Here is a 1,198-nt window from a genome sequence, read left to right on the forward strand (position 1 = left end):
GTGTAGGTGGCGCTCTCGGCCTGGACGGCGATCATCGACACCGAGTGCGAGACGATGTCGTGCAGTTCACGGGCGATGGCGGCCCGTTCGGTCTCGGCCGCCTGCTGCCGCTCCATCGCGATCATGCGGGCCTGGGCCAGAACTGCTCCCTCGAAAGTAGCCACGACCTGCGGAGGCGGCAATCCGTAGCGCCGCACCGATCGCCGTCCGACCGGGAGGAAAGCGGCATTCGGGTCACGACATCGTCGCAGGTCGCACGCCTGCACGGAAAAGACTCCTGCGGCTCGTGCGCCGCGGCCTACGGTCGGTGCATGCCGACTGACCCTAGGACGACCCCGGACGCCATCCCGGACGCCATCCCGGACGCCATCGAGGACGGGTGGTTCCCCGAGAGCGTCGCCTCCTCCTACGACTCCTCGACCGACGACGAGTTCGACCCGGCGGTCGTCGGACGCACGGTCGACCTGCTCGCCGGCCTCGCGGGCGACGGCGCCGCCCTCGAGCTCGCCGTCGGCACCGGCCGCGTCGCCGCACCTCTCGCGCGCCGCGGCGTCCCCGTGCACGGCATCGAGCTGTCCCGGGCCATGGCGGCGCGCGTCGCGGACAAACCCGGCGGCGAGCTTGTCGAGGTGACGATCGGCGACATGACGAGCACCCGCGTGCCGGGCGAGTTCGCCGTCGCGTACCTCGTCTTCAACACCATCGGCAACGTCACGACGCAGGACGGCCAGGTGGACTGCTTCCGGACCGCGGCGGCGCACCTGCGCCCCGGCGGGCACTTCGTCGTCGAGGTCGGGGTGCCGCCCCTGCGGCGCATGCCGCCCGGGCAGGACACCGTGCCGTTCACGGTCGCGCCCGACGACGCCGGCGGCGGGTACGTGGGCTTCGACAGGATCGACGTGGTCACCCAGCGGTTCACGTCGAACCACGTGACCGTCGGCCGGGACGGCTCGGGCCGGTTCCGGTGGCTGCCGTTCCGGTACGTCTGGCCGGCCGAGCTGGACCTCATGGCGCGGATCGCCGGGATGCGCCTGGTGCACCGCTGGGAGGACTGGGACCGCACGCCCTTCACCGCCGACAGCGAGCGTCACGTGTCCGTCTGGCAGGTCACCGGGACCTGACGCCGGCGCCTGACGTCAGCACCCGGAGCCAGCACCGCGGAGACGACGACGGGCCCGACCCCGTGAGGGGCGGGCCC

Annotated in this window: 2 protein-coding genes; one reads left to right on the forward strand and one right to left on the reverse strand. The window is 72.6% G+C overall.

The features are described from left to right. A partial coding sequence (locus ACFWEK_RS21765) for a histidine kinase (RefSeq protein ID WP_430555401.1) occupies positions 1–125 on the reverse strand: 125 nt, incomplete at its 3' end. A gap of 186 nt (positions 126–311) precedes the next feature. Here ACFWEK_RS21765 and ACFWEK_RS21770 point away from each other — a divergent pair. Continuing rightward, on the forward strand, positions 312–1,121 hold the full coding sequence (locus ACFWEK_RS21770; protein ID WP_430555400.1) for a class I SAM-dependent DNA methyltransferase: 810 nt from the start codon (positions 312–314) through the stop codon (positions 1,119–1,121). Positions 1,122–1,198 lie beyond the last annotated feature (77 nt).

This window comes from Isoptericola sp. NPDC060257, assembly GCF_042726645.1.
GTDB classification, from domain to species: domain Bacteria; phylum Actinomycetota; class Actinomycetes; order Actinomycetales; family Cellulomonadaceae; genus Isoptericola; species Isoptericola nanjingensis.

Excerpts from the sequence above, each read along its gene's own strand:
- ACFWEK_RS21770 (WP_430555400.1), top strand. The coding sequence starts at position 312 with ATGCCGACTGACCCTAGGACGACCCCGGACGCCATCCCGGACGCCATC.